This window comes from Streptomyces sp. SudanB182_2057 (genome assembly GCF_964272715.1).
Lineage (GTDB): Bacteria > Actinomycetota > Actinomycetes > Streptomycetales > Streptomycetaceae > Streptomyces > Streptomyces rubradiris.
Genome location: NZ_OZ186800.1, coordinates 48,089 through 68,428, shown reverse-complemented (window position 1 = coordinate 68,428; position 20,340 = coordinate 48,089). Strand labels below are relative to the sequence as shown.

The 20,340-nt window shown below is 71.2% G+C and carries 26 protein-coding genes; 2 read left to right on the top strand and 24 right to left on the bottom strand.

What is annotated here, in order from left to right; translation table 11 throughout:
- Positions 1–36: 36 nt before the first annotated feature.
- The 24 genes from ACSURM_RS39275 to ACSURM_RS39160 all read right to left on the bottom strand — a co-directional run bounded on the left by ACSURM_RS39275 (position 37) and on the right by ACSURM_RS39160 (position 18,260).
- A complete protein-coding gene (locus tag ACSURM_RS39275) occupies positions 37–219 on the bottom strand; it encodes a hypothetical protein (RefSeq protein ID WP_436961478.1) in 183 nt (60 codons plus the stop codon).
- A 110-nt stretch (positions 220–329) separates the two neighbouring features.
- Positions 330–473 carry a hypothetical protein gene (locus tag ACSURM_RS39270; protein ID WP_436961477.1) on the bottom strand — a complete coding sequence of 48 codons (144 nt, stop codon included), beginning with the start codon at positions 471–473 and terminating at the stop codon, positions 330–332.
- Between the two features lie 14 nt (positions 474–487).
- Positions 488–682 carry a hypothetical protein gene (locus ACSURM_RS39265; RefSeq protein ID WP_436961476.1) on the bottom strand — a complete coding sequence of 65 codons (195 nt, stop codon included), beginning with the start codon at positions 680–682 and terminating at the stop codon, positions 488–490.
- Positions 679–1,179, bottom strand: a complete 501-nt coding sequence (locus ACSURM_RS39260) for a hypothetical protein (protein WP_436961475.1) — start codon at positions 1,177–1,179, stop codon at positions 679–681. The genes ACSURM_RS39265 and ACSURM_RS39260 overlap by 4 nt, the downstream gene beginning before the upstream one ends.
- A 110-nt stretch (positions 1,180–1,289) precedes the next feature.
- Positions 1,290–2,132: a hypothetical protein gene (locus tag ACSURM_RS39255; protein ID WP_436961474.1), complete on the bottom strand. Its 843-nt coding sequence runs from the start codon at positions 2,130–2,132 to the stop codon at positions 1,290–1,292.
- 88 nt (positions 2,133–2,220) lie between these two features.
- Positions 2,221–3,174, bottom strand: a complete 954-nt coding sequence (locus ACSURM_RS39250) for an AAA family ATPase (RefSeq protein ID WP_436961473.1) — start codon at positions 3,172–3,174, stop codon at positions 2,221–2,223.
- Between the two features lie 94 nt (positions 3,175–3,268).
- Positions 3,269–3,436: a pRL2-8 gene (locus ACSURM_RS39245; RefSeq protein WP_397944067.1), complete on the bottom strand. Its 168-nt coding sequence runs from the start codon at positions 3,434–3,436 to the stop codon at positions 3,269–3,271.
- Positions 3,436–3,786 carry a hypothetical protein gene (locus ACSURM_RS39240; RefSeq protein WP_436961472.1) on the bottom strand — a complete coding sequence of 117 codons (351 nt, stop codon included), beginning with the start codon at positions 3,784–3,786 and terminating at the stop codon, positions 3,436–3,438. The genes ACSURM_RS39245 and ACSURM_RS39240 overlap by 1 nt, the downstream gene beginning before the upstream one ends.
- Positions 3,786–4,247, bottom strand: a complete 462-nt coding sequence (locus ACSURM_RS39235) for a Pycsar system effector family protein (RefSeq protein WP_436961471.1) — start codon at positions 4,245–4,247, stop codon at positions 3,786–3,788. The genes ACSURM_RS39240 and ACSURM_RS39235 overlap by 1 nt, the downstream gene beginning before the upstream one ends.
- A 56-nt stretch (positions 4,248–4,303) precedes the next feature.
- A complete protein-coding gene (locus ACSURM_RS39230; RefSeq protein WP_436961470.1) occupies positions 4,304–4,588 on the bottom strand; it encodes a hypothetical protein in 285 nt (94 codons plus the stop codon).
- Positions 4,589–4,592: 4 nt separating this feature from the next.
- Positions 4,593–5,147, bottom strand: a complete 555-nt coding sequence (locus ACSURM_RS39225) for a hypothetical protein (protein ID WP_436961469.1) — start codon at positions 5,145–5,147, stop codon at positions 4,593–4,595.
- A 29-nt stretch (positions 5,148–5,176) separates the two neighbouring features.
- Positions 5,177–5,641 carry an RRQRL motif-containing zinc-binding protein gene (locus tag ACSURM_RS39220; protein ID WP_436961468.1) on the bottom strand — a complete coding sequence of 155 codons (465 nt, stop codon included), beginning with the start codon at positions 5,639–5,641 and terminating at the stop codon, positions 5,177–5,179.
- A gap of 312 nt (positions 5,642–5,953) precedes the next feature.
- The gene (locus ACSURM_RS39215; RefSeq protein ID WP_436961467.1) at positions 5,954–8,281 is read right to left on the bottom strand and encodes a hypothetical protein; all 2,328 of its coding nucleotides are present in this window, start codon (positions 8,279–8,281) and stop codon (positions 5,954–5,956) included.
- Between the two features lie 94 nt (positions 8,282–8,375).
- On the bottom strand, positions 8,376–8,756 hold the full coding sequence (locus tag ACSURM_RS39210) for a hypothetical protein (protein ID WP_436961466.1): 381 nt from the start codon (positions 8,754–8,756) through the stop codon (positions 8,376–8,378).
- Positions 8,757–8,777: 21 nt separating this feature from the next.
- The gene (locus ACSURM_RS39205; protein WP_436961465.1) at positions 8,778–9,569 is read right to left on the bottom strand and encodes a hypothetical protein; all 792 of its coding nucleotides are present in this window, start codon (positions 9,567–9,569) and stop codon (positions 8,778–8,780) included.
- Positions 9,570–10,878: 1,309 nt separating this feature from the next.
- Positions 10,879–11,502 (bottom strand): hypothetical protein, encoded by a 624-nt coding sequence (locus ACSURM_RS39200; protein ID WP_436961464.1) that lies wholly within the window; start codon positions 11,500–11,502, stop codon positions 10,879–10,881.
- Between the two features lies 1 nt (position 11,503).
- Positions 11,504–12,019: a DUF6197 family protein gene (locus tag ACSURM_RS39195; RefSeq protein ID WP_436961463.1), complete on the bottom strand. Its 516-nt coding sequence runs from the start codon at positions 12,017–12,019 to the stop codon at positions 11,504–11,506.
- Between the two features lie 203 nt (positions 12,020–12,222).
- Positions 12,223–14,433, bottom strand: coding sequence for a DUF2637 domain-containing protein (locus ACSURM_RS39190; RefSeq protein WP_436961462.1), 2,211 nt, complete (start codon positions 14,431–14,433; stop codon positions 12,223–12,225).
- Between the two features lie 156 nt (positions 14,434–14,589).
- Positions 14,590–15,147 carry a DUF6197 family protein gene (locus tag ACSURM_RS39185; RefSeq protein WP_436961461.1) on the bottom strand — a complete coding sequence of 186 codons (558 nt, stop codon included), beginning with the start codon at positions 15,145–15,147 and terminating at the stop codon, positions 14,590–14,592.
- 106 nt (positions 15,148–15,253) lie between these two features.
- Positions 15,254–15,445, bottom strand: coding sequence for a DUF5999 family protein (locus tag ACSURM_RS39180; protein WP_436961544.1), 192 nt, complete (start codon positions 15,443–15,445; stop codon positions 15,254–15,256).
- Positions 15,446–15,641: 196 nt separating this feature from the next.
- Positions 15,642–16,166: a DUF6197 family protein gene (locus tag ACSURM_RS39175; protein ID WP_436961460.1), complete on the bottom strand. Its 525-nt coding sequence runs from the start codon at positions 16,164–16,166 to the stop codon at positions 15,642–15,644.
- Positions 16,167–16,571: 405 nt separating this feature from the next.
- Positions 16,572–16,910 (bottom strand): hypothetical protein, encoded by a 339-nt coding sequence (locus ACSURM_RS39170; RefSeq protein WP_436961459.1) that lies wholly within the window; start codon positions 16,908–16,910, stop codon positions 16,572–16,574.
- A gap of 163 nt (positions 16,911–17,073) precedes the next feature.
- Positions 17,074–17,361 (bottom strand): hypothetical protein, encoded by a 288-nt coding sequence (locus ACSURM_RS39165; RefSeq protein ID WP_436961458.1) that lies wholly within the window; start codon positions 17,359–17,361, stop codon positions 17,074–17,076.
- A gap of 188 nt (positions 17,362–17,549) precedes the next feature.
- Positions 17,550–18,260, bottom strand: a complete 711-nt coding sequence (locus ACSURM_RS39160; RefSeq protein WP_436961457.1) for a hypothetical protein — start codon at positions 18,258–18,260, stop codon at positions 17,550–17,552.
- 359 nt (positions 18,261–18,619) lie between these two features.
- Here ACSURM_RS39160 and ACSURM_RS39155 point away from each other — a divergent pair, with 359 nt between their 5' ends.
- Positions 18,620–18,967, top strand: coding sequence for a GntR family transcriptional regulator (locus tag ACSURM_RS39155; RefSeq protein WP_436961456.1), 348 nt, complete (start codon positions 18,620–18,622; stop codon positions 18,965–18,967).
- 355 nt (positions 18,968–19,322) lie between these two features.
- The gene (locus tag ACSURM_RS39150; RefSeq protein WP_436961455.1) at positions 19,323–20,339 is read left to right on the top strand and encodes a helix-turn-helix domain-containing protein; all 1,017 of its coding nucleotides are present in this window, start codon (positions 19,323–19,325) and stop codon (positions 20,337–20,339) included.
- Position 20,340 lies beyond the last annotated feature (1 nt).

Sequence of the window (20,340 nt, the reverse complement as noted above, 5' to 3'; positions counted from 1 at the left end):
GCCGGGTCGCAGCCCGTGCGCGGTCCAGCTGTCCGGCTACTGGCCGGGGATCTCCAGTCCGGCCTGCCGGGCGGCGAGCGCGGCGTCGTACACCTCGTGGGCGCGGCGCAGGGCTGTACTGCGGGAGTCCGCCTCACCGGCGAAGACGTGCAGGCCCCGCAGAGCCGGGTTGCTGGTGTGGTGTATCGGGACGTCGACATAGACCTCGCGGTGCGGCATGACGACCCATCTCCTCTCGCTCTCGTGGTTGAGGGGCAACTGCGACCGTCCCGACCCCGGCGGGTACGGGGTCCGGGGCGGCACAGAGTGCGCTCACTCGAAGGCGGGGATCAGCTGGCCGTCGTGGCGGCGTCGCGCAGGTGGGTGCGCGCCCAGGCCAGCAGCGACGCCTGGTCGCCGATGAGGGCGGCGAGGTCGGCGGCGAAGCAGTCACGGAGCGCGGCGAAGGTGTCCGTGCGGGTCTGGGTGGCCATGAGGGGCCTCCTTGTCAGTGGTCGAGCTGGATCGTGATGGGGCGCCGGGGGTCTCCCGCGTCGGTGTGGACCGTGCGGCGGTGCGCGGCGAGGCCGGCGGCCCCGCCCTGGATCGGGAGGTGGCACTCCCGGCAGCCGTGCCACCAGTCGTCTCCGGCCGGGAGGTCGGCCGGGGTGAGCGGGTGCGGGTGCGGCGGCTGGGCTCTCATTCCGTCTCCCTCGAGCCGGGGACGTAGTCGATGGCCGTGGCGACGTGGTGGATGTGCATGAGGCTTCCGGCGTCGTCGATCCGGTCCCGCAGCCTGTCCAGCTGCGCCCACGCCCGCCGCAGCTGCTGCGTGAGCCACTCGGTGTCGCCAGGGGCAGCGGCGATGAACTCCCCCAGCGGGAGGTGTTCGACGCCGCTGGTGCCGAGGACGGCGACGGGCCGGCCGTCGCCGTCCTCGATGACGCCGGTGTCACCGCCCCTCTGCCACCAGCCGCCGGGAACGGCCTTCAGCCGGGCCTCGATGGCGGTCAGCCGGTCCGCGTCGGGGTGCTGGGCGGCCAGGTACGCGGTGGCCCGGGTGGCTTCCTCGTCGGTGAACAGTTCGGCGAGGCGGGCGCTGTCGGCGTACCGGGCGCGATGCAGGTACTCCTGGGCGAGCTGCCAGTCCGTCCGGTCCGGCTGCGCGCTCGTTTCACGGTGGGCCTGCTGGTTCGGCATGACGTCCATCCCTCTCTGGTCCTGGTCCCGGGGTTTTGGCTGCTTGAGGGACCACCGCGACCGCCCCGGCCTCCGTCGTACGAAGAGGCCGGGGCGGCACGGAGCATCCGTCAGGCGCGGTAGACGGGCGGGCGGACTCCGGCACGCAGCTCGCGGATGATCGAGCAGGGGCCCTTGGTGGCGCAGTACGCGTCGTCGGTGTCCGGAAGGGCGTTGCCCGTGGTGCCCCACATGTCGCGGGCGACCGCGTTCACGGCGCGCAGCATCTCGCCGTTGTTGGGGCGGCAGGCGCTGTGCTTGTCGCCGACGCCGTGCCGGTGGGCGCTGACGATGTGCTGGCGGGCCTGGCGGGCGGCCCAGCGGCGGCTGCTGGGGCCGGTGTTCTCGTGGACGTGCCCGCAGTCGTGGAAGGTGTCGAGGTGGCAGCCGGTGCAGTGGTAGGTGACCAGTTGCTGCGGCTCACTGTCGGGAAGCCACTTGCCCTCGAACTCGAAGACGACGACCTCCGCGCCCGGGATCTCGGTGTGCGCGAAGGCGGTGACGAGGCCGACGCCGTCCGCGATCGCGCCGCACTGTGCCTGGTTCCAGAAGACGCGGGGGATGAACGTGTCCCAGCCCTTGCCGTGAGGCCACTGGGCGTACAGGACCCCCTGCGAGGCGTCGAAGGTCGCCTTGCCGTCGACGTTCTCGCGCTTGTACTGCTCGATCTGCTCGATCGACCCGAAGTACGTCGCGCTGAATTCCTCGGACTCCAAGAAGATCAGCCCGTACCCCTCGCGGGTGTCGTGGCCGTTCTCCTTCAGCATGTCGACCATGTCCTCGTAGCCGGGGGTCGTGGGGGTGATGGTGGCGACCAAGGGCAGCCGGTAGTAGTCGCAGCCCGTGACGTGGGCCGGGTGGTCCTCGCTGACGTTGTGCGGGGTGCCGTACGTGTTCGTGATCGTGATGCCCATGACGGGGTGTCCTTCCTGGGAAAGCGGCGGGCGCCGGGCGTGCCCGGCGCCTGTGGGGTGGGGGTGTTCGGCGTGACGGCGGTACGCCTCACTCGCGGACTGCGTCCGCGTACTGCGCTTCCAGGTCGGCGCGGCCCTCGGGGTCGTCCTCCTGTTCCTCGTCGGTGTTCGGGCCGTGGACGGTGCAGACGATGTCCTCGTCGTCGTCCAGGTCGCCGTTGAGCGCCCGGTACAGGCAGGTGACGCTGTAGGCGGGCACCCAGGCGTGGCCGGTGCACGCGTCGTCGTGCGGGCACGGCACCATCACGTCGAACCCGACGTCACCCTCGCCGTCGACGTCGGTGCGCAGGGCGAGGGTGAGGTGCTGCCGGCCGAGGCGGATCTCCGCGACGCGGTCACCGCCGGCGAGGGTCGAGCCGGGCTTCCACTGCCACAGCGGCAGGATTTCGGGGCCGAAGACGCGGCGTACGAGCAGCAGACCACCGAGGCCGTCGCCGCCGTCCAGACCGAGGTCGGCCTGCCGGGCTGCGCTCAGCCGCTCCAGGAGCGGCAGCAGTCGGCTGAGGTCGTCGGCGAAGATGACCTCGCGGAAGCCCTCGCTCTTCAAGGTCCGTTGTGAGTCGAGCATGTCCTGGTGCTGCTGGTGAACCACGGCTTCCGGCACCGTCCGGTTGGCCGGGCGCGGGCCCTGCCGTTTGACGCACACCGTGTCAGGGGTGGCGACCAGGACCGCGATGGGGAGCATGTTGTACCGCAGGGCGGCGGCGACCAGCGGCTCTCGGGCGGCCCGGGTGACGTTGGTGGCGTCGACAACCGTGAACAGGCCCCGCCGCATCCTCGCTTCCAGGAGCAGGTGCAGGGCGGCGACCGCATCGGCGGTGGCGTCCTGGTCGCCCGCGTCGTCGCTGACCGTCTCGCGCAGTGCGTCCAGGGACAGGACCTGTGAGGCGGGCCAGGTGGCGGCGAGCGTGGACTTCCCGGCGCCGGAGGGGCCGATGAGAACCACCAGGCTGTGCTCGGGCATCGGCGGGTAGACGGTCATGCAAGATCTCCTTGCGGGTGAAGGGCACCGGGCAGCCCGGATGGGACGCTGCCCGGCGTGGGCGGTGAGCAGGGCGAGGGCTTCCGCAGCGGCGTCAGCGGACGATCATGTGGTCGGGGTGGCCGTTCTTCATGTGATCCACGCACTGCGGGCAGTCCTCACGCGGACCGAGCCCGGCGTGGGCCTCGCGGCTGGCGTACGCGTGGAACCAGCACTGCGTGCACTCTCCTCGGGGCGGATTCGTCGCCTTCGCGCTCGGCATCAGATGCCTCCCTGCTGCGGGTGAAGGGCGCGGGCAGACCGGATGAGGCGCTGCCCGGCGTTGTCGGTGACCAGGGCGGCGGCCTCGTGCAGCGGGCAGGAGGCGTCGCCGTCGCGGTCGGGTTCGATCTGCTCGGCACGGCGCGCGGCGGCGGTGAGCAGCTGCGCCACGGCCGCGAGGAACCCGCCGGGCGGGTCGGTGTCCTCGATGAGCTCGCGCAGGATCGCGGCGAGCTCCTCCTGGTCGACGTCGTCGGCGCGAAGGTCGTCCTCGATCTGCTGGAGGGCCAGCGAAGCGATCCCGACCGAGGCGCGTACGCGGTCCAGGCGTGTGCGGGTTACGGCCGCCATCACAGCGCGAGTCCAGCGGCGGCCAGCGCGAGCAGGACCAGGGCGGCGAGCGACAGGTCGACCGCGCGCCGCAGGTGGGTGAACTTCCGAACGGCGAAGGTGGACAGGGCCCGGATGCGGGCGGCTCGGGTGTCGCCGTCCATGCAGGCGCGGATCTCGTCTTCGTCCAGACGTGCCCAGTACGGGAAGGACGCGCGGTCGGCGCCGCTGAGCCGGGGGCGGACGACCAGGAGCAGCAGCACGGCGGCTGTGCCCAGGGCGAGGACGGCGCTCGCGCCGAACACCTTGGTGAACAGGGGCAGGTCCTTGTCGGCGACGGACGCGAGGCCCGCGAGGACGGCGCCGTTGAAGGCGAGCAGTAACGCCGACTTGCTGTCCGTGCGGCTGATCTCGCTGACGACCGAGGCGCAGGCGGCGTCCATGTTCTTGTCGATGCCGGGGGAGGGGACCGTGGAGGTCATGGGCGTTGCATCTCCTTGTCGTTGCCGGGCGGACCGCGTGGCTCCGCCCGGCAGGGTCAGAACGGTGGTTCGTCCGGCCAGGCCGGGGCGGGCAGGAGGTGCATACGCAGCTCGGGCCGGTTCGCCCAGCAGCCGCACGTCTCCATCTCCGGGTTCGCGCCGCCGACCCACCAACCGCCCGTGCCCCGGCAGTCGGGACAGGAGCGGCGGGGCCGGGGCGTCAGCTCGATGCGGTGCCGGTCGGCGTGCAGCCGCCATCGGCCGGCCTTGAGGACGGCGGCCGCTGTACCGACCGCGGCCGGGACGACGGCCGCCAGGAGCACGGTCGTACGGGGGCGCACCGCGTCACTTCCGGGGCGGGCGTGGCTGGACCAGGAACCGGGTGCCGGTGTCACCGCTGTACGCGGGCGCGGCCTTGAGGAAGTGGCCCTCGGTCCGCACGATCTCGGACATCGCCTGCTTGATGAAGTCGTCGTCGCGCTGGAGGTCCACGCGGTCCTCGAGGAAGTCGGTCAAGTCCACCTGGTGCGCCGCGGTGCCGTGCGCGCGCTTGCTCTGCAGGCGGCTGCGCACCATCCGCGCGGCGGCAGCGTCGTCGGGGGGCGCCGGGATGCCCCGGTTGATCGCCCGGCAGTGGGCGGCATGCGCGTTGGCGAGGTCGGCGGCCTCCGCTTCCCCCAGCCGTACGCGGCGGTCGTTGCGGGCCGCGCGGTAGGTGCAGCCCAGGCACGCGGCGCCGTAGGCGGAGCTGCGGTCGCCGGCGGAGGTGTAGACGAGGACGACCGCGCCCTCCAGCGGTCCGAGGATGTTGCGGTAGCGCTGGACGACGGTGGTGCCCGGCGGCGTCCAGGAGAGGGCCGGGTCCTGCACGGCGGGGCGGCGGGTGAACAGGCTGAGCATCGGTGACTTCTCCTCCAAAAAGGCGTTGATCAGGCGGCCAGCCGGTGGGTCACCGGGGCCGTGGACGTGAAGTAGGTGTCGGGGCTGGGCTCGTAGCCCCTGGCGCAGGGGTCGCAGCGGCCCTGGGTGCGCAGCGGGAGGCAGAAGTAGTACCGGCGCCCGCATTCCGGGCACGTGGACCTTGCGGCCATGGCCCGGTCCAGCGCCCATTCCTGGGCGAGCGTCGGCGTCCGCTTCGGCCGGGCGAGGCTCACGTCGTAGAGCCAGGCCCGAGTGGGGTGGTTGCACGACTGGTCGGGCCGGTATGAGCACCCCTTGCAGCGCAGGACCGCGACCGGTCCGTGCCCGCCTGGGCTGAGCCCGCGCTCACGTAACTGCCTGCGCGTGACCAGGCCCTCGGGACAAGAGCGCCAGTCGAACTCCTCCAGGGTCACGTCGCTGCGCGGCACCTTCCTGACCTCGCGGCGGCGCCCTTTCTTCCGGGGGCGGGGCATCACCGATTCCAGGCGCCGGACAGCCGGACGGGACGCTGCGGGTAGCGGGGGCCGGGGCGCTGCGGGCGGGGCCGGCCGATCCGGCGGCGCGGGCGAAGGATGAGCACGAGCTAGTCCTTCCTCGGTCACATGTCGGTGAGCAGCAAGCGCCGCGCCCGCTGGCGGGGTTCGCCAACGGGCGCGTGCGAAGCGGCCGGCCAACTCTCTGCCCAGCCTGTGGGCGGGAGTTAGGCGGAGCGGCCGGGGCGGGGTTCAGCGCGGACGGGAACGGCGCGCCTCCCGTGTGGGAAGCGCGCCGTTGTGTGTCAGCGGTCAGGCGGCCTCTTCGCCGGTCCCCTCCGGCCGGGGGCCCAGGGCCACCTTCGAGGTCTTTCCGTTCTTGAGCCGGTGGATCTTCCCGGCCTTCTCCAGCTTGTTCAGCACGTTCGCGAACGTGCTCTCCGCGACCCCGCAGGCGGCCTGCAGCTGGCCCCGCTCCACGTAGTCGATGTCCTCGGGGCCGATGTCGTCGCCCTGGTCGACCATGTCCACGTACATGGGGTCGGACTCGTCGCGGAGGGCGGCCAGGACCTTCTCCTCCGAGGTGAGCTCCTTGGCCTTCGGGAGGTCGACGCCGGGGAACGAGGTCCCGGCCTCGCCGGTCCCGCCCTCGCCGTCCTTCTCCTCGAAGCCGGGGATGGGGGTCAGGGCCAGCTCCTCCATGTACGCCTGGTCGCCCCACCAGGGGACGTCGACCGGGGCGAGGATGTTCTCCGGCCGGATGTGGGGGGTGGCGTCCTCGAGGTTGTCGATGCGCATCATGCCCGCGCGGCCGCCCGGTGCGGCAACGTAGCCCAGGCCGAAGGTGCGGCGCGGGTCGGACTCCGCCATGGTCGGGTCGTACACCAGCGCGTCGTCGTCTTCCACCCACACCGGCGGGATCAAGGAGGGGTCGATCCCGTCGAAGCCGGGGGGAAGGTCGCCCAGGTTGATCTGGTCGCTGTCGGTGCGCAGGATGATCCAGGTTCCGCCGGCCAGGAGGTTGGCGCGGATCGCCTGCTCGCTGCCCAGCTGGTCCAGGTTCACGGTCTGGTTGATCAGGACCCAGGGCATGCCCAGGGAGCGGGTCAGGGAGGCACCGTCCTTGACGATCTTCACGGCCTCCTTGCGGTTCGGTGCGCCCGGGGCCAGCAGCTGGGCGGCCTCGTCCAGGATCGTGGCGCAGTACGGCCGCATCGCGGACGGCTGGAAGTTCTTCAGTTCCAGGCGGGCGGCCTCGTCGATCCGGTGCTTGAGGACCCACCACGAGATCCGCATGGCGCCCAGGGCGCCGGCCTGGGTCAGGCCGCTGTAGGCGGCCATCTTCGGGATCGCGGGGTTGGACGCGCCCTTGGGGTCGCCGTAGATCTGGGCCATCTTGTTGGCGTGGTAGGCCAGGCTGATCATCTGGGCCGTGCCGCCCTTGCCGGAGCCGGTGGTACCGGCGATCACGACGTGGAGGGCGCCCAGCTTCGGGTCGAACAGCTGGATCTTCGCGGGGAACCCGGAGACGATCTTCCCGATGTTGACCCAGCCGCCCGGGGTGGCCTTCAGCGAGTCCAGGCCCTGGAATTCGTGGCCGGCCTCCAGCGGGTTGTGGTCCATGACGCGGATGACCGCCCGGCGCGGGTCGCGTCGTCCCGGCTCGTAGGAGACGAGGTCGATGGAGCGGCGCAGCGCGCCTGCCAGTTCCCCGAGGTTGACGACGCGGGGGAGTGCGTCCAGGTCGTCGTCGGCCACTACGCGCGCCACCTGTCCGCCGGTGTTCTCGTCCTTGCCGACCTCTTCCAGGTGGGTCTTGGGCAGGATGCGCTTCTTCACGCGTTCCCAGGCGCCCTGGAGGGTGTTGGGGTCCAGTTCGGTGGGCTGGACGTAGGAGACGGTGATCAGCGCTTCGCCGGCGTGGTCGCCGTGCAGGATCGTGATCCAGGCGGGATTCACGCGGTAGACGCTGGAGACGGCCTCCTTGGTGACGTTCACGGACGTGCCGGCGGGCGCGATGATCCGCCCGGTCCAGTACGTCATGTACACCGAGACGTCGGTCAGGACCTGGTGGCGGTGCTGGCCCTTGTCGGGGTCGGAGATCGTCCGCTCCCAGGCGGCCATGATCTTCTCCGCCGGTGTGAGCGGGGCCGGCGCCTTGGTGTTCGCCGCGGCGGCGGCTGGCGTGTGCTGCTGGACGGCGACCTGGTGCTTGCCGAAGACTCGGCGCAGCCGGTAGCCGATCAGGCCGACCGCGGCCCACCAGCCCAGCGACAGGATCCCGGGAACAGAGACGGGGTCGAGGACGCCGGCCATCAGCATGTCGACGCCGTCGGTGCCTTCGGCCAGGCCCAGCGCCAGGGACATGCCCGTGGTGATCGTGGAGATCCCCATGGTGTCGCGGTGCGCGCGGGCGATGTCGATGCCGGGGAGCACGTTCGCCCAGCGGCCCAGGCGGTTCATGTAGTTGGCGCCGGCGAAGGTCGCACCGGCCAGGAAGCCGACGCCGGCCGCCGCGGCCGCGTTCGGGTCCAGCGCGGGGGCCAGGAGCCCGGCCCCGATGGGGAGGACTACCTGGGTGATGGCCGCGGCCCGTTCCGCCGGCTGGGCGTTCGGCACGGTCTGAAAGGTCGTGGGCATCGAGGACTCTCCTCCTGGATCCGGGTGGTCAGCACAAGCGCGCCCGTACCGAAAGTCCGGTACGGGCGCGCAGTGGGTGGTGAGTGGTGTTCGGCTACTCCTGCTCGAGCCAATCCCTGGAGACTTTCTCCAGGTCGGTCACGTTCGAGCGGTCGAAGGCCTCCTGGATGCCCGCGTGGGTAGTACGGGCCTGCTCGCCCGCTGCGGCGGCGGACTTCGAGGTGTCCTGGGCCCTCGCCGCGTACTGGATCGCGCCCTGCGACACCCCCCGGATGATCCTCGCCAGCTCCTGGCATTCCGAGCGGGAGTCGGGGTCGACCGACTTCGCGGCCAGGGCCTGCGCGTCGCTCACCGTGTCGTCGGCCAGCTCCTTGATGTTGTCTGCGGCCTTCTTCACGGACTCCGCGTTACGCGCCAGGGCCTTCTCCTTGGCCGCGACCTTCGCCACCAGGGCCTTGTACGTCAGTTCCGCCATGATCAGATCTCCGTCCCCGGGTCACGCCGCAGCGGCGTACGAGCCCTTGTCGTTGTAGAAGCGCAGTTCCGCCGGCTTCGTCTCATCGGAGTCCACGACCGCCTTGTACAGCGGGGCGTAGCGGGTGTCGATGTTGGTCCGCACGACCTTGCACATCTCCGCGGCACGCTGCGCCTGCTTGCGGAGCTCGGCGGCCTCCGCCGCCTGGCTCTTCGCCGCCTCCACCAGCTTGGACAGCTTCTCCGCGACTTTCTCCCCGCCCTTGACGCTCTTGGCCTGCTCCAGCAGCTTCTGGCAGTCCTCGGCTTCCTTCTCCGCGGCCTTCTCCAGCTGCTTGCACGCCTCCGCGATCTTGACCAGGTAGGTCTCCTTGGTCTCCAGCTTCCGCTCGTACTGCTTGAAGTTGCGCAGTTCCTTCCGGCTGACCGTCCCGCGGGAGCCGTCGGTGCCCAGGGTCAGGGTGTTGGCGTCGATGTCCTTCACCATCAGCGGCTTCACGTCCGTGCTCACTCCGTCGTCTCCCTCGTCGGTCGTGATGACGACGGCCCGGCCGTCGCCCGTGGTCGCGGTGGTCGGGGCCGGCCCCGCCTTGTCCTCCGGCTTGTCCCCGGCCTGCTTCGGCTGGCCGTCCTTGGCGGCCTGCCGCGCCCGGTGGTCATCGCGGGCCTGGTCCAGGCGCGCGTGTTCCTTCGCGTTCTCCGCCTTCTTGTCGTCCCATCCGTCCTTGGCGCCCTTCGCGTACGCCTTGACGTGGTCGACGCCGTTACGGACCGCGCCTCCGTCGCCGTAGCCGATGTCCCGGGACTTCTCCAACGGAGTGCGACGGTCGACTCCGTCCTGGCCGTGCCCGGCCTGCGAGCCCTTCCCGCCGGCGCCCGAGCCGGAGCCGGACCCACCACCGGAGCCGGGCCTGCCACCGGACCCACCCCCGGAGCCGGAGCCGCCACCGGAGCCGGAGCCGCCGCCGGAGCCGGAGCCGGACCTGCCACCGGAGCCGGATCCGCCGCCGGAGCCGGACGAGCCAGTCCCGCCGGACTTCCCGTCCTTGCCAGGCGCGCCCGGCTTCCCGGACCCGCCGCCGGAGCCCGTCCCGCTGCCCTGCGATCCCTTCCCGGGCCCGTTACCGGAATCGGAGGACCCAGTGTTCTTCCCGGGCCCTCCGGATGCGCCACTCGAACCGCCCGAACCGGACGCACCCTGACCACCGGCGCTGTTTGTCCTTTCATCCTTACCGCCGCCAGTCTGCTGCTTTCCGCCACTGGCCTGCTGCTTTCCACCACCCGATCCACCAGAACCGGAACTCCCGGAACCCCAGGCACTTCCGGGGCCTCCGGATCCTCCGGACGAGCTGCGGCCGCCTCCCGATCCGCGCCCGCCGACGCCGCTCGATCCGTTTCCGGAAGAATTCTGCTGGGCCTTCCCACCAGAATTCCCACCGCTGTTTCCTCCGGAATTCCTTCCGCCCCCACCAGATCCTCCGGAGTTGTTCCGGGGAGGCAGGCCACCCGATTTCGTGACCGTGGTGGTCCGGGCCTCCTTGACCTGGTGTGCCTGGGCTCGGGCCTTCTCCAGGTCCAGGCGTTTGTTCGTGGTCCCGCCGCCCTTGGCCCAGCGCTGGGCCATGGCCAGACCGAACTCCTTGATCACGCTCCGCTTGTGCTTCACACCGGCCGCGTCGGATCCCTTGCCGACGAGGTCGTCGGCGCCGCGGTAGGTGGCGCTGGAGGCCCCGGGCGCGGACCGGTCCAGGGCACCGTCCGCGTCCACGATGCCGTTGGTCTTGCTGCCCAGGTCGTCGTCGGCCGGCCGCGCGGCGGAGGGGTCGATGGTGGGTCGGGCCGGCTCGATCGCGGCCAGCCAGCTGGGGGTGGCTCCGGTCCCGGTCACCGGCGTCGGCCCCCCGCTGGCGGCCGGTGTCGCGGGCGGATCCGGCGGCCCGGGGACCGCAGGAGGAGCCGTATCGGTCGACATGCGTCATTCCCCTCGATTGTTACTCAGGGTGGTTACTCCTTACCTACTTCCCAGGCCGAGAGAGCGCCTACGGCACCCTCAGAGGGGCCATTTCGCTGTTCAAGGCGGTCGGGAGTAAGTAAGGAGTAACCACGTTGACTACACTGGGTTACTAGCTGGCGGTCTTCTTGCCCTTGTTCGCGACCACCGCGACGACCAGGGCGCCGCCGGCGACGAGGCCCAGCAGGGTGGCGGAGTTGATCCCCCCGCCGTCCCCGTCGGTGTTCGTCGCGGAGCCGACCGCGGCCATGTCGGAGTTGTTCACGCCCGCGTCGTACTGCTGCTTGCAGTCCGCGATCACGTCGGCCTTCGACGGTGCTCCGTACCCCTTGCCGAGGAGGTTGGAGGAGGCCTTCACGCACCGGTCCACGCTGGCCTGGCGGGCGGCAGCAGCCGCCTGGTCGGCCTTGTCGTCCTTCGCCTTCGCCTCGTTCCGGATCCGCAGCTCCTCCAGCTCCAGCTTCTTCATCTGGACCTGAAGTGCCGCGGCCTCCTTGCGGTCGGCCTCCACGTTGGCGGAGTGGACGTTCCACCAGATGGTTCCGCCGCCCACGAGTGCGACACCGGCTACCGCGATGGCGACCTTTCCGCGGCGTGTCAGACCGGCCTTCTGGTTCTTCGTGACCGGGGTTCCGTATGCATTGACGTCCTCGTACGGGTCGTCATTCCCGAAAGCCATTCCCTGGTTGATTCCCTGGGAAATGCTCTGGAACATGGCCTCCTCTTCGGGGGTCATGTCATTCTCCGTTCTTCCGTGCAATATCGGAGGCGTGAGAGATCATCGCCCGCACGCCTTCGAAGGTGTTGTGGGGAAGGTCATTCCAGGCCCAGAACTCCATACCGCTGCCCTGATTGCGGAGGGCGGACTGAAGATAGTTCACGGCCTTACCGCGACCGATAGCCGAAACGTGCCCGGTGGATTCCAGGAACGTCTGGGCGCCGCGAATGCACATCTTTCCCGTCGGGCTGAAGTCAAAGGACTGACACCAGCCGTATCGCTCAAGTACCTGGATCACCTGGACCAGGTGGAACGAGGGCTTCAAGGGGCGCGGCTCCACCCACAGGCCCAGGTCAGCCATCCCGGCCCGGACCGCCTTCGGGATCAGCCGCTGCCCCCAGGTCGGGGGGTCCGGCGCCCAGATCGCCAGGGCCGGCGGGATGACCGCCGGCGGTGCCAGCCGGGGAGTCGGCGGCCTCGTCGTACGTGCGACAGGCCCCTGCTCGGGGGCCAGCCCCACGGTCGTGGGTGCCATCGTGCTCCTTTCTTCACGCGTCGTCAGGGGAAAGCCGAAGGCCCCCGCTGTTCTCGTTTCCATCGGCCGCGCCCGCTCGCGGCGGGTGCGGCCGGGCGGCCTGCCGGCCGTGGCCGTCACCGGCACCCCGCTCACGCTCGGAGGCGTGAGCGGGGTGCCGGGGGCGACCATGAGCGGCAGGTGCTGTGCCGGGGTGGAGAAGCTCAGGCGTTCACCGGGGCGCTCGCCTTCGCGTTCACGAGCGCGTCCTGGGCGCTCTCCTCAACCTGCTCACGCAGGCGCTGGGCGGTGGGGCGGGAGACGGGCTTGTCGGACAGGCCCGCCTTCGTGAGCGCGTCGCGGATCTCCGTCCACTGCGGGCGGCGCCCGAGCTCGGTGTAGAGGAGCCGGACGCGTTCACGGCGGCGCTCGGTGAGCGCGTCGGTCTCGCTGCGCGTCCGAGGGCTGTCCGCTCGGTGAGCGTCGCTGTCCCCATCGGGGCGCTCACCGGTGCGAGCGTCCTGGGTGAGCGCCAGCCGCGCACGCTCGCCCTCGGCATCGCCGGAGGTGAGCGCGCTCACCTCCGGGTGAGCGTCGTGAGCGTCGCCGCTCTCCTCCACCCGCTCGACGGTGTGAGCGTCGTCGGGGGTGAGCGTGTCGGCGAGCGCGGCGGGCGCCGAGCCGAGCTTGAGCGTCATCCGCTGCTCCAACGGAGCCTTCCACCGCCACAGCAGACCGTGCTCCTCGCGCAGTCGCGCTCGCAGCCAGGTCTCCTGCTGGAGGCGGGTGAGCGCCTCGTCGTAGGAGGTGATCTCCCACAGGATCATCCGGCGGCGCAGGCGAGCGGTGGGGATCGGAGCGAGGATCCAGCGCGAGCGGCGCACCGCCTCCATCCGCTTCTTGCCGGTGACCGCGCCGATCCGCGTGGCGTACACGTGGGAGGCGATCTCCGAGAAGACGACCCACAGCAGGGTGAGGGCGGCGTGCCCCAGGCGCCCCGAGGCGCTGTCCGAGGCGTTCCAGTTCAGGTAGACGGTCACCGCCGTCAACACCCTCGGCACCCAGCGGATCCAGCGCAGCTCCATGCCCATGCGGATCAGGACAAGGTTGGCGCCGGTGAACGCGGGGATGGCGACGTCGATACCGACCGGCAGCAGCCACGGCCACTCCCAGCCCCATCCGGTCGCCTTGGTCTCCAGCGCGGTGTAGGAGGAGAGCAGTCCGAGGGTGGAGACGACGGCGGCCGCCAGGACGATCGCGACGACTAGGACCAGCTCCTGCCCGGACAGCGGCGGGACACCGCCGGCGGGCCGGGCGTCGGCCCGTGCCTTGCGGCGCGCGGCGCGTGACTCGGTCCGGATCTGCCGGCGGCGGGCCCGTTGCACGGTGCGCTGCGTCGCCGCCTCAAGGATCCGTTCGGCCTCAGCGAGGGCCTGTGCGGCGGCGGCCTGGTCGGCCGTGGCCTTGGCCGCCGCCTCCCGGGCCGTCACCGCGTCCTTCTCCGCCTGCTCACGCAGCCGGGTGACGTCCCTTTCGGTGGCCGTCCGCAGTTCCTCGGCGGAGGTACGGGCGTCGGCCAGGGCGCGGTCGGCATCAGCACGTAGGCCAGCCGCGGCCTTCTCGGCTCCAGCCCGCACCTGCGCGGCCTGGTCATCCGCGCTCTCGCGGATCCGGCCGGCTTCGCCCCGTGCCCGCTCCACGAGTTGTTCGGCGTCGGTGGCGGCGCGGGTGCGGGCCTCCACCACGGTGCGCTCCGCCGCCGCGAGCAGCTCGGTGCGTTTCGTTTCCGCGTCCGCGAGCACCTGCGCGGCGGCTTTCGCAGCCTCCGCCTGCACCTCGTCGGCCTGCGCGGCCGCCGTGGTGGCGACCTCATCCGCCTGGCGGCGCGCGTCGACGCGCAGCTGCTCGGCAGCCGCCTTGGTGTCGGTGAGGACCTGTTCGGCCTCACTGGCCGCCGTCGCCGTGACGGTGCCGGCCTCCGCGCGCGCGTCAGCGAGCAGCTTCTTGGCCGTCGCTTCGGCGGCGGCGCGGATTTGCTCCGCGTCGGCGGCCGCCGTGGTGGCAGCCTGGGTGCGGACCCGGTCGGCGTCCGTCGCCGCGACGGCCAGGAGGCGGGACTGCTCCGCAGTGGCGGCCTCGGTGATCGAGGCGGCCTCGGTGCGCGCGCCGGCCAGCAGCTCGGTGGCGCGGGCCTCGCTGACGGCGAGGATGCGCGCGGCGTCGTCGGCGGCCAGGTCCCGGAGGTCGGCGGCACGGTCGGCGGCATCAGCCAGGACCGGGTCGGCCTCCACGAACACCAGCGGCGTCGTGCCCTCGGGGCCGGCGGGCTGCGCGGGAACGACAGCCAGCGCCGGCGCCTTGGTCCGCCCGTTGGCCCGGGGCTTCGCGGCCGCGGCGTTCTGGCGCCTGCGGCGGGTGGCGGTCTTGGGGGCCACGGTGTTGTCCTCTCTTACTTCCGGCGCCTCCGTGCAAGAGGTCACCGCGGTCGGCGTCGGGTCGGTAGGGTCGGCACCAGGCCCTCCGGGGCCCCGGCAGTGCCAATGCCGGGGGCTCGGAGGGCCGTTGTGCTGGTGCGGTCAGCGCGGGTCGGGTCAGGCGGCCGCCGTTTCCTGGCTGGGCCCGTAGGTGCGCGCGAACCGGGCGCCCGCGGACAGCAGGGCGGTGATGTCCGCGTGGGTGCGGTGCTGCCGCTCCGACCACGGCGTTGCGCGGGCGGTAGCCGATCCGGTGTGGGCCTGGATCAGCCGGTCCAGGACGTGGCCGGCCACGCAGGCGGTGTCCGTGTCACCGTGCTCGCCGTCCTCGCCGACGTGGCGCAGCGCGGTGGGCAGGGTCCGCTGCGGGCCGGTGCCGCTCTCGTCGCGGACGTACCGGAGCAGCGCCCGGACCATCGCCTTGACCGTCATGGAGTCGTCGTCGGCGAGGTCCGCGCCGGCCGACCAGTCCTTGCTGTAGTTGTAGGCGCGGATCCAGCCGTCCTTGTCGAGCAGGACGACGGTGGCCTCCAGGTGGCGGGCCACGGCCTCGCCGGAGGACTCCTCCCCGGACGGGCCGATCCACATCGGCAGGTAGGAGTCGGCCGTGATCTCCTGCGCCTTGCGCAGCGTGGCCTCGGTGAACACGGCAGCGGAGTTGATCGTCTCGGGCATGTGAGCCCCTCTCAGGGGTCGTTGGGTCCGGGCTGTCCGGCTCCCCGTCACCGCCCGACCCGACCGCCGTGGGGTCGGAGGCCGGTGCGGGCGGATCAGGCAGCCGTCAGGCCAGCGCGGCAACGGGACGGTGCGGATCGATGACCCGGCCGTCGGGGAGCAGCTCGCCGGTGTCCTCGAAGAGCACGAGGCCGTTGCAGAGCAGGCTCCAGCCCTGTTCCGGGTGGGCGGCCACAACGTGCGCGGCCTCCCGGTCGGAGCTCTCGGCGGCCGGGCACTTCGGGGTGTGCGTGCACAGCAAGTCCGGCAGCCGGGTGGTGCCGGTGACGATCGGCATGGTGCGGTCCATGAGCTCTCCCGGAGAGGAAGGGATCCCGAGGCTTTCCCGGGCTGGAGACGTGCGAAAGACGGGCCGCCCGTCCTGCGGGCGGCCGGCCCCGTGGAGCAGCAGAGTGCGGGAGGGGAAGTGGCCTTCCGTCCCTGGGGGCGGGCGGTCAGGCGGGGCCGTAGCGGCGGGCGAACGCGGCCGCGGCGGCGAGGACGTTCAGGACCTGGTCGACGGTGCGGCCGGGGTGGGCGTCCCAGCTCTCGTAGTAGGCGTACGGGGCGCCGGTGGCAGCACGGACCAGGAGCGCGATGATCTCAGCGACGGTCAGACGGGTGTCGATGCTGAGCAGGCCGTCGGTGTCGATGCGCTCGGCGTAGATGAGGGCGTCCCGCAGGGAGCGTCCGGAGGCCGGGCCGGGCTTCCAGCCGGCGGTCCGCAAGATCTGCGCGGCGCTCTCGGCGTGCGCGGCCAGCGCCCGCCCGGTCAGCGGCATCCCGCTGCCGCCCCAGGCCATCCAGTCGATGCCCCGTGCGAGCCGCCGGGCCTGCTCGATCCACGCAGTCACCGCCTCCGCGCTGAGCACCGGCGCGGCCACGCCGGTCAGGTACGTCTCCACGTCCTGCGCAAGCGCCATCTCGCCGCGCTCCTCAGCCTGGCGGCGCAGGACGATGTCATGGGCGAAACCGTTCACGGTCAATCTCCTTCAGCGTTGCCGCTGCTTCTGTCGGTCGAGGTGCCGCCCCAGTGAGAGCTGCGGCGACGAGGTGCCGCTTCGGGCGGATCCGCCCGAAGCGGCGGGCCAGCCGGGATCCGCCTCTCGTGGTGGTGCCGGCCGGGGGGGTGAAGGTCGGTGACGCGGTGCCCGGCATCCCACGCCGTGGCGGCCGCCAGCGCGGCGGCCGTGAGCAGCAGGCGTGCAAGGGGGTGCCCGGGACCGACCGCGGAGGCGGCGCGGGCGGCGCGCTGCTGCGCCGTCCGGGCCGCGTCTATGGCAGTCAGCAGTGCTGGCACTCCGGGGTGTCGGACCACAGGCCGCACACGGCGCACTGCCACAGGTGCCGCAGTGACCAGGTGCCTGTGGTCAGGCGGGTGCACATCAGGCCACCGCCGTCCCAACCGTGTGGGCCCGGCCCTGGGCACAGCGGCACTGCCAGTAGCCGCACACCGGGCAGGCGTCCGACTCGTCCTCCGTCAGCGCGGTCAGCCGGGCCCGCATCTCGGCGGCCGTGCGCGGGACGCGCCGGCTGGCCGGGATCGCGGCGTCCTGGGCGCGGACGACGGCCAGGAGGTGCTCGCCGAGCGCCGCCTCGGGCTCGACACCGCGCGTACGGCGAGCCGGACGGGTGCGGTCAGGGCGGTGGGAGTTGACGGCGGTCAGGACCCGGTTGAACATGTCGTCGCCCTGTGGCGCCTGGTCCCCGGCGCGTGTGATCATCGTCGTGTTCAAGAGAGTCTCGCTTTCTTGATCACGGACGGTCCCGGGAGGTCAGAGTTTCGGGGCCGTCCACTTTTCGTTTCGGCTGGCCGGTCGGCCTGCCACGACCCGTCTCCCGCCCCCTGCACGCTCTGGCGGGCGGGAGACGGACCGTGGCGGGCCGTCAGGCAGCCGAGACGTAAGTCCGCTTGGCGGGGCGGATCAGGTAGTCACTGTTCGTCCACACCGTGCCAACAGCGACCGGCTGCGCGTCCGGGCGGAGGGTGTCGCGGACGATGACCGCCCACCGCGCTGACTTCCGTCGCAGCAACTGCGCGGCGTCGACCGGGTCGGTGACGAGCACGAGAACCTCGAACCTCCCGTCCACGTTCTGGTAGATGGCGCCGGGCTGGCGGGGGCCGATCTCGTCCTGGACACTCGGGCGGGTCTGGCGGGATGCGATGCTGTGCACGTGGTCTGTCCTCTCTCATGGGATGACCGCGACAAGAACCCCCAGGGGCGCATCCCTGGGGGTTCATCGCGTGCGGGCCCCTCGGCGGGGCAGTGCGTCCTGCGCACTCCACCGTCGACCACACCCTTCACGGGCGCGATCGACGATGGGCAGCGCAGGCTGCGGAACGGGGAGAACAGGGAACTCGGTCAGGCGTCGCCCAGCGGGACAGGCCGACTCTCCTGCGGGGCATCGCCAACGAGTTGCTGCTCGCGTCGCCCGTCGACCCGGTGCGCGGCACGGTCCAGGCGACGCCACTGCTGAGCACGCGGGATGGCTGGCGCGGCCGCGGCCCGGAGCACCATCTCGTGCTCTTCGTATGCCAGTCGCACGGAGGCGTCGGTGTGCCCCATGCGGATCTCCAGCTCGCGGCCGACGGGGCAGCGGGTCCGCCCGGTCCGGCACACCGCGCACTCGCCGCGGTGTTCGTTGACGGCGGTGCGGGCCCGAAGGCGCGCCGCCAGCAGACGCGCGCTGGGGCCGGGGATGGAGGCCAGGCGGTGCACGGGTGTGGCCGGGGCCGGGAGCGGCTTGGAGTGCTGGCGGGCGGAGCGGCGTCCGGTTGCCGTGCTGTCCGCCTCGAGGAGGCGCCGGCCCCACTCCTCGGCGGTGATGTCGATGATGACGCGCTGGGCACTTCCGGGGCAGCGGCGGCCACCGGCCGGCTTGTCGCCGAAGTAGCGGCGCTCGGTCTTCTCGACGGGGGTGCCGTCGCGGTGGGGCAGGATCATCGACCTTTTGAGGCGGTGCCAGGTGTCGCAATCCGGGCAGACCACCAGGGTCGGCTCGTTCTCGCGGAGATTGAGGTGCTCGGGCCGCATCTGGCTGGCCTTGAGCGGGACACGTCCGTTGTGACGCATGTTCGTCTCCCTTGCTGTTGCGTTCTCCGACCGCGGCAGTTCACCCCCATGGAGGCGGGCGGGCTGCGGCAGGCGGGCAGCGCAACGGCTGCGGGTGGCGCAACTGGCTGCTGCTCTCGGGGGACCGCGTCGTACTCGTCACCCCGGCCGCGCCTGCAAGCGGCGGACAGCCAGACGTATGGAGTTGAGGGGCGGAGATTCCCGCTGTTCTGCGGTGGTGCGGTCTTGCGTCTCCGCTGTTGGCGCCTGATAGACGACCAACCGTGTCGACGTGGATAACCTAATCAGCACACTCGCTGCCGTGTCAACCAGGTTGGGAAGGCTATCTATTCGAGCGAGGTGGCACTACGATGTGGCCCATGACGGACGAGGCCATGCAGCCCTTTGAGCGCATCGCGCAGGATGTGCGCGAACAGGTTCGACTCGGGCAACTCAAGCCCAGCGACAAACTGCCGAGCACCAGGGAGTTGGCGAGCAAGTACGCCGTCGCGCCCGGCACAGTGCAGCGCGCCTTCGCCGAGCTTCGACGGGACGGGGTCATCTACTCCCACAAAGGCCGCGGGAGCTTCATTCGCGAAAACGCCCTGGAGGCACTTGCCGACCCAACCACGCAGGCCATCAGACGCCTCGAGGAGCAGGTCGCCAATCTGACTACGCGACTCGAACGTGTCGAGCAGAACCAGAGCAGCGGGTCGGCACAGCCCTGAGCCCGACCATGACGCAGTGCTGCCTCGTTCTCCTGTAGTGGCAACCACGGCGTCTCCCGTTCGTCATCGACATTCACTTCGACGGAGATCAGCTTCGGGGTTGCGGGCGTCTCGGCGAGATGTCCCGGCGTGGAAGGGGTGTCGCAATAGCGTCGCAACAGGGCTCTTCCCGCCTGGCAACAGACCGTCATAGAGGTGTGTAGTGATCGCAGTTGAGCAGTGGACAGGCGAGGAGGCACTGCTGTTGCGATCAGTAATGCGCGCGTCGGTGCGGGGGTTCGCCGATCGCCTCGGGATCAGCCCGCGAACGGTTTCCCACTGGCAGAGGAACAGAAGCAGCGTGTGCCGTCCGCAGATGGCACAGATCCTCGATACGGCGCTCAACCAGTGCACCCCGGAGGAGCAGGAGGCGTTCCGTCTGCGTCTGGCTACCCTTCGCGGCTCCGCAGTCGCGGCCTCGGGCGCCGATACTCCGCGGCCAGCGCCTTGCACCGTTGTCTCCCACAAGTTCCTGCCGGCCTACGTGGGCGAGCAGATCGCCTCCCTGTACGCCGTCGGCGCTCCCTCGCCTTCCGGCCCTGGGGGCTTAGAGCGACGGACGCTTCCGGCGGGACACCACTCGGCTCAGTCGTCGACGGTCCACGTCTACGGGTGCGGCGTCGCCGTAGTGCACCTAGAGGAGCATCATCGCGTCGAATCGCTGACCGATCTGGCGGTGTGGCGATACCGCACGTATCTGCAGGAACCCGCCTGGGCGGGTGAGCGGATCACGCAGCTCATGAAGCTCCACGCTGCCGAGGGAACGCCCAGTCGCGAGGTGCCTGCGCCGCAGTACGTGCTGTCGGTCTACGAACTCCGCGAGCACTCCTGGACGAGCGCGGGTCTGGACACCGCGCTGCAGCTCTTGGCCACGCCCTCTGTCCTGGTCAATCGCCAGGACCCGGAGAACGTCGTCTCGCTGGGACCAGACGTCGAGGCCGCCAAGTTCAGCGAAGGCTGGGCTCACGCCGAGGCTGTCCCCTTCGGAGGCGGCGTCTCGAAGGGTGTCGCCGGATGGTCCGGGGTCTCCTATCACCCTCAGCCGGATGAGCGCGCCCTCACGACGAGTCAGATCGTCGCTCTGGAACTGGATGTCCAGGCATTGTGGGCTCTTTCCTCCCACGTCTTGCACACCGTCGAGGACGGCCACGACCCGGTGATGCCCCCCGAGTATGGCTGGCGTTTCCTACGGAGTGCGTACTACAGGCTCACAACCGCGCGTCCCACCGAGACGGCTCAGCACCGTGTGATGCGCGAAGCGATTTTGACCACGAGTGAACTCCCCGATCGGCTGCGCGCCGCTCAGGACGCCCTCCGAGACAGCAGGCCGTGAT